Source organism: Stenotrophomonas pictorum JCM 9942 (assembly GCF_001431585.1).
GTDB classification, from domain to species: Bacteria; Pseudomonadota; Gammaproteobacteria; order Xanthomonadales; family Xanthomonadaceae; genus Stenotrophomonas; species Stenotrophomonas pictorum.
The window spans coordinates 1-8134 of sequence record NZ_LLXS01000049.1; the positions used below are offsets into that span (position 1 = coordinate 1).

An 8134-nucleotide genomic window follows, 5' to 3' on the forward strand; every position below is an offset into this window, starting at 1 on the left:
CCCCCCCCCTGCCTCGCCGATCTGCCGCCCAACAAATAAGCCCGCCATCACTGGCGGGCTTTTTGTTTGCCTTTTGCCACCTGACAACCGGCTGCCGTCAGTTCCAGCCCACCAGCTCGAACAGTTTCAGGATCAGGTAGGCGCAGCCACCGGCTGCCGGGATGGTCAGGATCCAGGCCCACAGGATGCGCTCGATCACGCCCAGGCGCAGCGACTTGGGGTTCTTGGCAAAGCCGACGCCCATGATCGCGGTGGAGATGCTGTGGGTGGTCGAGACCGGCATGCCGAAGTGCGCCGCCAGGGTCAGGACCGTGGCCGAGCTGGTCTCCGCGGCAAAGCCGTGGATCGGGTGCAGCTTGACCATCTTGTGACCCAGGGTCTTGATGATCTTCCAGCCTCCCGAGGCGGTACCGGCTGCCATCACCACCGCACAGGTCAGCACGATCCACATCGCGATGCCGTCCCCAGCCTGCGCATTGGGATGCATGAAGGCCAGCCAGGAAGGCAGGTCATCCAGCGCACCGGTCGCCTCGGCGCCGATCAGGGTCATGGCGATGATACCCATGGTCTTCTGCGCGTCATTGTGGCCGTGGGCAAAGCCCATGTAGGCCGCCGACACGATCTGCGCCTTGCCGAAGAACGCATTGACCCAGCGCGGACGCGCCAGCCGGCGCAACAGGCCACCCGCGCGCGCCATGGCGGCGATGATCGCCCACAGCAGGCACATCACCACGATACCCAGCAGGAAGCCGGCGATCGGCGAGGTGATCATCGGCACGAACACCTTCCACAACAGGCCCTTGTTCTGCGCCCAGTTGCCGACATTCTGCGACCAGATCAGCGCGTCCCAGTTGTTGTGGGCCGCCGCCAGACCGGCGCCGCACAGGCCACCGATCAACGCATGCGAGGAGGAGGACGGCAGGCCCTTCCACCAGGTGATCAGATTCCAGACGATGCCGCCCAGCAGCGCGCACAGGATCACCTGTGGCGTCACCGCGACCACGTCGGTATTGAGCAGGCCGTTGGCGATGGTCAGCGCCACCGCGGTGCCGGTCAGCGCGCCGATCAGGTTCATGAAGGCCGCCAGCATCACCGCCCAGCCGGGCGAGAGCACCTTGGTTGCCACCACGGTGGCAATGGAGTTGGCGGTGTCGTGGAAGCCGTTGATGAACTCGAAGACGAGCGCAGCCAGGATCACCACCAGTACTAGGGTGAGCATCGAGCGGCCCCGTCAGCTGTTCTTGAGCACGATCTGGTACGCCACCACACCGGCCTCGCGGCAACGGTCGATGGCTTTTTCCAGAATCTCGAAGAATTCCTTGAGCAGGAACATCTGCAGGTTGTCCAGACGTCCGGAGTAGATGTCGCGGTACAGCTCCAGCATCAGCCGGTCGGCCTCGTTCTCCAGCGCGCGCAGCTTTTCGTTCAACGCGGTCATCCGGTCCAGGTTCATGTGGCGCAGGTCGTTGACCATTTCCACCACCACGCCGGCGGCCTGCTCCAGCATCGCCGCGCGCGGCGCGAAGTCGATGTGCTCCAGATGCGCCACGGCCAGCGAATAGCGATCGGCGAACTTCTCGATCTGCTTGGGAATCTTGTACAGCGCCGAACCCAGTGCTTCGATGTCCTCGCGCTCGATCGGCGTCATGAAGCTGTCCACCAGCGCCTGACTGATCTTGTCCGAGGCGGCCCGTTCGCGCAGACGTGCGAGCTTGAAAGCGTCCAGAGCAGGCTCGCGATCCGCTTCGCGCATCATTGAATGCAGCGCCTTCGCGCTGTCGGAAGCGGCCTGTGCGGCCTCGTCAAGATTAGGTATAGAACTGCTTGCCGGAACCGAAAATGGTCTGCAACGAAAACATGGGGAGCCTATTCGCCGTCGCGGGAGGGACGGCACCAGCGCGAATTATGACTGCTAGAAGGCATCTCGGGTATTCCTTGCGGTTGTCCGCAGCGCCCGCGAGGCCGCGGTTAGCGCCCGCCAGCCGCGTTTTGCTAAGATGCGCGGGCGCCTTCCGGGCGCACCTTATGGACGACGACCCTCATCCCCCGCCGCGAATCCCGGTACACCACACCTGTGGTGACTTGGACGCCGCCTGCCTGACACACCCTCCCCTGCAACCAACCCGGGGAGATTCCCGTGCTTGAGTTTTTCATCGTAATCGCACTGATCCTGCTGAACGGCTTCTTTGCCATGTCCGAAATGTCGGTCATGACCTCGCGCAAAAGTCGCCTCAAGCAGATGGCCGGCTCCAGCAAACGCGCCGCACGTGCACTGGAACTGTCTGAAAAACCTGAAAATTTCCTGTCGACCGTACAGATCGGGATCACCCTGATCGGCATCCTGACCGGTGTCTATGGCGGCGACGCCATCGGCGGCGCCATCGCCGCGCAGCTGCAATCGCTGTTCCCGGCACTGTCGGCCAACTTCGCCCTGTTCGGCTCGACCCAGCCCTATGCCGACTTCCTCGGCAAGACCCTGGCGGTGGCCCTGATCACCTATCTGACGCTGATTTTCGGCGAACTGGTCCCCAAGCGCGTCGCCCTGACCCGCTCGGAGGACATTGCCGGGGTCGTGGCGGTGCCGATGAGCTGGCTGGCACGCATCGCCGCGCCGGGCGTATGGCTGCTCTCGCGCTCCACCCATCTGGTGCTGCGCCTGCTGGGCCTGGGCCAGACCGAATCGGCCTCGGTGACGGAAGAGGAGATCCGCATGCTGGTGGCCGAAAGCCACGAGCAGGGCGTGATCGACGCCGACGAGCGCAACATGATGAACCGGGTGATGCGCCTGGGCGACCGCACCGCCGACAGCCTGATGACCCCCCGCAACCGCATCGCCTGGCTGGACACCACCGCGCCGGCCGAAAAGAACCTGCACACCATGCGTGAGCACGCGTTCTCGCGCTACCCGGTGTACCGCGACAACGACCAGGACATCGTCGGCATTCTGGAGGTGAAGACCCTGGTCACCCGGCTGGAGGGCTCCGAGCACTCGCTGTTCCAGAATCTGCGCGAGACCTTGTATGTGTCCGAGTCCACCCATGCGATGAAACTGCTGGAAATCTTCCGCGAGGAGCAGCAGTCGATGGCCCTGGTGGTGGATGAATACGGTGAGATCCAAGGGCTGGTGACCATCAGCGACCTGATGGGCGCCGTGGTCGGCCGCCTGCAGGCGCCGGAAAATACCGATGAGGACGCCCTGGTGGTCACCCGTGAAGACGGCTCGCAGCTGGTGGACGGCTCGCTGCCGATCGATGACCTGCGCGAACTGATGGAAGGCGCCGCGCTGCCTGACGCGGAGGAAGGCGACTACTACACGCTGGCCGGCATGTGCATGCACTATTTCGGCCGTATCCCCCACGCCGGCGAGTACTTCGACTGGGCGGGCTGGCGCATCGAAATCGTCGACCTGGACGGCGCGCGCATCGACAAGCTGCTGCTGCGCAAACTGGCCGAGGAAGATGCCGATGAACTCACCGGCTGACCCCGCCGCGGACGGCACCGGCAGCGACGGCTACCGCAACGAAGGCATCCGCACCCTGCTGGCCCTGTTCGAGCATGGCGATCCGGCCGAACATCTGCCGCTGCGGCATATCCTGCAGAACCTGCAGCAAAGCGCCTTCGGCGTTTTCCTGTTCATCGCGATCCTGCCGTCGTTCATTCCGATCCCGGGCGTCGGTGGTGCGGTCAGCGGCCCGCTGGTGGTGCTGATCGGCGTGCAACTGCTGGGCGGACTGTCGCGACCCTGGGTGCCCGGCTTCATTGCCCGCCGAGGCCCCAAGCGCGCGACCATGCACAGGTTCCTGGGCAAGATCGGCCGCCCGTTGCGGCGGCTGGACCGGATGCTCAGACCGCGTATGGCGCCATTGCTCCGGCCATTGCCGGCACGGATGTTCACTGGCCTGCTGCTGATCCTGGTCGGCCTGCTGCTGTCGCTGCCGATTCCGTTCACCAACTACCTGTTCGGCTTCCAGCTGCTGCTGTTTGCACTGGCCCTGATCGAGCGCGATGGCGCGCTGATGCTGTTCAACTGGGTGGCAGCCGTTGCCGCCGGCATGTTTTTCGGACTCGGCTCCGGGCAACTGGTCAGCCATACCGGCCAGCTGCTGCAGCGCTGGACCGGCGGCTGACGGAAATTGCGCAGCGCGGAGGGGCGGTAACCAGGCCGCCCCGGTCAACGCGCTTGTCGCGCCTGCCAGGCCTGCATGGCCAGCTCGAAGGAGCGCAAGCGGGCCTGATGGTCAAAGATGTTGGCGGTGATCAGCAGCTCATCCGGGCGATGCCGCCCGGCAAAGTCCGCCAGGCCTTCGGCAACCTGTGCAGGATCGCCCAGCACCGTGCAAGCCAGAGCGCGCTCGACGCCGGCCTTCTCCTGCGGCGCCCAGAAGGATTCGATATCGGCCACCGGCGGCGGGATCTGTCCGGGCTGGCCGCGACGCAGATTGACGAAACTCTGCTGCTGGGTGGTGAACAGGCGCCGCGACTCGGCCTCGGAGTCACTGGCCACCACGTTCAGCGCCAGGATGGCGTAGGGAGCAGCCAGCCGCGCGGAAGCCCGGAAATCGCGCCGGTACAGCGCCAGCGCCTCATCCATCGCATCGGGTGCGAAGTGCGAGGCGAACGCGAACGGCAACCCCATCGCCGCCGCCAGCCGTGCACTGAACAGGCTGGAGCCCAGCAACCAAACCGGCACTTCGACCCCCGCTCCCGGCACCGCCTGCACGGACTGGCCGCGCTGCGCAGGCTCGAAATAATGGAGCAGCTCGGCAACATCCTGCGGGAACTGGTCGGCACTGTCGAAATAGCGGCGCAGCGCGCGCGCCGTGGCGTGATCGGTGCCGGGCGCACGCCCCAGCCCCAGATCGATGCGCCCCGGGTACAGCGAGGCCAGCGTGCCGAACTGCTCGGCCACCTGCAGCGGCGAGTGGTTGGGCAGCATGATCCCGCCGGCGCCCACACGGATGGTGGAGGTCCCGCCGGCCACATGCCCGATCAACACCGAAGTCGCCGCGCTGGCGATACCCGGCATGTTGTGGTGTTCGGCCAGCCAGTAGCGCCGGTAACCCCAACGCTCGGCGTGCTGGGCCAGATCCAGCATGTTGCCGAAGGCCTGCTGCGGCGTGGCGCCTTCACATACCGGTGCCAGATCGAGAATCGACAGAGGAATCATCGGGAGTTTCCATTGGGGACCACCTCCAGTTGGGGCCGATGACACTGCATTGCCAGCTGCCCCGACACCTCACCGCCACAACACTGCTTTCCGGGCACGACATCCGGACACCCTCAGGCGGCCTGTTCAGCCTCGCGGTCGACCAGCGGCTGCAACTGCGGATCCAGTGCCACGCGCTCGTCGAATACGAAGCAGCGGCCGTCGTAGCCCTCCCCGCCCACTTCCTCGAAATAGCCCAGAATGCCGCCTTCCAGCTGCAGCACATTGTCCATGCCGTCGTTGCGCATCCACAGCGCGGCCTTCTCGCAGCGGATACCGCCGGTGCAGAAACTGACCACGGTGGCATCGGCCAGGCCTTCGCGGTGCGGCTCGAGTGCGGCCGGCAGATCGGTGAATTTGTCGATCGGCAGGGTCAGGGCACCGGCAAAGGTGCCGTGCGCGAACTCCTGGACATTGCGGGTATCGAGCATCACCACGCGCTTGCCGGCATCGTCATGGCCCTGCCGCAACCAGCGCTGCACCGTGGCCGGGGCCACGCTGGGCGCACGCGGATAGTCCAGCGGCTGGCCGTCGTCGCGGCGGAAGCTGATGATTTCGGATTTGACCTTGGCCTTGAGCCGGGCGAACGGCTGCATCTGGCTGTAGCTGTACTTGACACGCATAGCGGCAAAGCGCGCATCGGTTTTCAGCTGCGCGTAGAACGCATCGATACCGTCACGGCTGCCGGCCAGGAACAGGTTGATGCCCTCCTCGGCAACCAGGATGGTGCCGCGCAGCTCCTGGGTCTGGGCGCACTCGAGCAGCGTTGCCGCCAGCGTGTCGGCATCGGGAAGCGGGACGAAATGGTAGGCGGCGGTATTGACGATCATGGACATATTCTAGAACGGTCGGTTGCCAGAGCCCGGGAAAAGGCCCATCGGCGGAACGGTGGGAAAAATGGAGACGGTGGAAAGCCGGCTCAGCCGCGCAACAGCATGAAGGGCAGCAGCACCAGCGCCGCAGCGGCGACCATGCCCAGCAACACCACCACCACATACAGCGGACGCTGCCGCAACAGCGAGCCGAAGGTCTCGGCACTGCCATCACGCAAAGCCGCCTCGCGTTCGGCACGGACCCGCTGGCCGCGCTCGGCCTGATAGGTCGCCATCAACGCCTTGGCGCGCGGATGGTCGTCGTTGTCACGCAACCAGATCCCGCCGTGCGAGATGCCCCAAGGACTGGGTTCGGTGCGATACCAGGCGATCGCGTTGCGATCGAGCAGTTCCCCGACCTCGCGACTTTCGTCTTCACCGACATTGCGTAGATTGAGCAGCAGTTTAGCCATGGCACCATGATACCCGGCGACGATGCGCTACCCTTGCACGCCCTGTCTGCCGGAGGTCGCCGTGCGCCGTCTATTCATCCCGACTCTGCTGTCCCTGCTCGCGGCCGGGTGCACCCCGCCGGGACCTCCGCCCGGAGGCACCATCGCCACCTTCGAGCGCATCGACACCCAGCCGGGTACCGGCGCTGAAGCCGTTCCCGGCACCAAAGTCACCGTCCACTACACCGGCTGGCTGTATGACGAGCGCGCCGCTGACAAGCACGGTGAAAAATTCGACAGCTCGCTCGACCGTGGCGAGCCCTTCACCTTCAACCTCGGTGAAAAGCAGGTCATCCGTGGCTGGGATGAAGGCTTTGCCGGCATGAAGGTCGGCGGCAAGCGCACCTTGATGATTCCGGCCGAATACGGCTACGGCAATCGCCGCACCGGACCGATCCCGGCCGGCTCCTCCCTGGTTTTCGATGTTGAACTGCTTGATGTCCAGCCCCGCTAAACACACCGTCGCCGTCATCGGCGGCGGCCCTGCCGGCCTGTTCGCCGCCGAACGCTTGTGCGCGGCCGGGCTGGAGGTGCACCTGTACGAGGCCAAAGGTTCGCCGGGACGAAAATTCCTGATCGCCGGCAAAGGCGGGCTCAACCTGACCCATTCCGAACCGCGGCCACAGTTCGACGGCCGCTATCGCGAACGCCAGGATGTCGTCGCCCGCTGGCTCGACGGCTTTGATGCCGAAGCGCTGCGCCACTGGGCGCAAGGCTTGGGCGTGGACACCTATGTCGGCAGTTCCGGACGCGTGTTCCCGGTTGATCGCAAAGCCGCGCCCCTGCTGCGCGGCTGGGTACGCCGTCTGAAAGAGCAAGGCGTGCGCTTCCACGTGCAGCACCGCTGGTCAGGCTGGAATGAGGACGGGACGCTGCGCTTCGAAACCGGCAATGGCACGGTCGATGTGCACAGCGATGCCACCGTGCTCGCCCTGGGCGGTGGCAGCTGGCCGCAGCTCGGCTCCGATGGTCGCTGGACGGAAATTCTGTCGGGTCGTGGCGTGGATATCACACCGCTGCAGCCGGCCAACTGTGGCTTCGACGTGGCCTGGTCCGAACATTTCCGGCAGCGCCACGCCGGCAGCCCGCTCAAACCGGTGATCGCACACTGGATCGATCTGCAAGGCCATGCGCAGCACCTGCAGGGCGAATGCGTCGCCAGCGAATACGGCCTTGAGGGCAGCCTGATCTATGCACTGGCGGCGGACCTGCGCGAAACCCTCCATCGCAACGGCAGCGCACAGCTGCAGCTGGATCTGGTACCAGGCCGCGAGCTGGACCGCCTGCGCGCCGACCTGGGACGGCCGCGCAAGGGCCGCAGCTTCGGCGAACACCTGCGCCGCGCCGCCGGTCTGGACGCGCCCAAAGCCGCGCTGCTGTTCGAGGTACTGGGCAAAGACGCCGGCAGTGATCTGGATGCGGTTGCGCACACCCTCAAGCGGTTGCCACTGACGCTGAAACGGCCGCGCCCGATGGCCGAAGCCATCAGTACCGCCGGCGGTGTGCGCATCGAGGCGATGAACGAAGGCCTGATGCTGGATGCCGTGCCAGGTGTGTTCTGCGCCGGCGAAATGCTGGACTGGGAAGGTAATCCCCCCATTAAC

At 65.4% G+C, this 8134-nt stretch carries 8 protein-coding genes and 1 pseudogene; 4 read left to right on the top strand and 5 right to left on the bottom strand.

The window, feature by feature from the left end:
- Positions 1–97: 97 nt before the first annotated feature.
- Together ARC78_RS14360 and ARC78_RS14365 are read right to left on the bottom strand one after the other, a co-directional pair.
- Positions 98–1219, bottom strand: coding sequence for an inorganic phosphate transporter (locus tag ARC78_RS14360; protein WP_054656796.1), 1122 nt, complete (start codon positions 1217–1219; stop codon positions 98–100).
- A gap of 12 nt (positions 1220–1231) precedes the next feature.
- Positions 1232–1859 (bottom strand): annotated as a pseudogene (locus ARC78_RS14365) (DUF47 domain-containing protein).
- Positions 1860–2137: 278 nt separating this feature from the next.
- Here ARC78_RS14365 and ARC78_RS14370 point away from each other — a divergent pair.
- Together ARC78_RS14370 and ARC78_RS14375 are read left to right on the top strand one after the other, a co-directional pair.
- Positions 2138–3481: a hemolysin family protein gene (locus ARC78_RS14370; RefSeq protein WP_057506540.1), complete on the top strand. Its 1344-nt coding sequence runs from the start codon at positions 2138–2140 to the stop codon at positions 3479–3481.
- Positions 3465–4127, top strand: a complete 663-nt coding sequence (locus ARC78_RS14375; RefSeq protein ID WP_054656795.1) for an exopolysaccharide biosynthesis protein — start codon at positions 3465–3467, stop codon at positions 4125–4127. The genes ARC78_RS14370 and ARC78_RS14375 overlap by 17 nt, the downstream gene beginning before the upstream one ends.
- A gap of 44 nt (positions 4128–4171) precedes the next feature.
- On the opposite strand, the gene ARC78_RS14380 is transcribed toward ARC78_RS14375, so the two are convergent.
- The 3 genes from ARC78_RS14380 to ARC78_RS14390 all read right to left on the bottom strand — a co-directional run bounded on the left by ARC78_RS14380 (position 4172) and on the right by ARC78_RS14390 (position 6491).
- Positions 4172–5167 carry an LLM class flavin-dependent oxidoreductase gene (locus ARC78_RS14380; RefSeq protein ID WP_057506541.1) on the bottom strand — a complete coding sequence of 332 codons (996 nt, stop codon included), beginning with the start codon at positions 5165–5167 and terminating at the stop codon, positions 4172–4174.
- A 113-nt stretch (positions 5168–5280) separates the two neighbouring features.
- Positions 5281–6036, bottom strand: coding sequence for a sulfurtransferase (locus tag ARC78_RS14385; protein ID WP_054656830.1), 756 nt, complete (start codon positions 6034–6036; stop codon positions 5281–5283).
- 89 nt (positions 6037–6125) lie between these two features.
- Positions 6126–6491 (bottom strand): DUF6164 family protein, encoded by a 366-nt coding sequence (locus ARC78_RS14390; protein WP_054656794.1) that lies wholly within the window; start codon positions 6489–6491, stop codon positions 6126–6128.
- A 61-nt stretch (positions 6492–6552) separates the two neighbouring features.
- Between ARC78_RS14390 and ARC78_RS14395 the strand changes: the two genes are divergently transcribed.
- Together ARC78_RS14395 and ARC78_RS14400 are read left to right on the top strand one after the other, a co-directional pair.
- Positions 6553–6984 (top strand): FKBP-type peptidyl-prolyl cis-trans isomerase, encoded by a 432-nt coding sequence (locus tag ARC78_RS14395; RefSeq protein WP_057506542.1) that lies wholly within the window; start codon positions 6553–6555, stop codon positions 6982–6984.
- The coding region (locus tag ARC78_RS14400; RefSeq protein ID WP_096144987.1) for a TIGR03862 family flavoprotein at positions 6968–8134 on the top strand (1167 nt) is incomplete at its 3' end. The genes ARC78_RS14395 and ARC78_RS14400, both read left to right, overlap by 17 nt.

Coding starts and splice junctions, on each gene's coding strand:
- ARC78_RS14385 (WP_054656830.1), bottom strand. CDS start 6,036: ATGATCGTCAATACCGCCGCCTACCATTTCGTCCCGCTTCCCGATGCC.
- ARC78_RS14380 (WP_057506541.1), bottom strand. CDS start 5,167: ATGATTCCTCTGTCGATTCTCGATCTGGCACCGGTATGTGAAGGCGCC.
- ARC78_RS14390 (WP_054656794.1), bottom strand. CDS start 6,491: ATGGCTAAACTGCTGCTCAATCTACGCAATGTCGGTGAAGACGAAAGT.
- ARC78_RS14360 (WP_054656796.1), bottom strand. CDS start 1,219: ATGCTCACCCTAGTACTGGTGGTGATCCTGGCTGCGCTCGTCTTCGAG.
- ARC78_RS14375 (WP_054656795.1), top strand. CDS start 3,465: ATGAACTCACCGGCTGACCCCGCCGCGGACGGCACCGGCAGCGACGGC.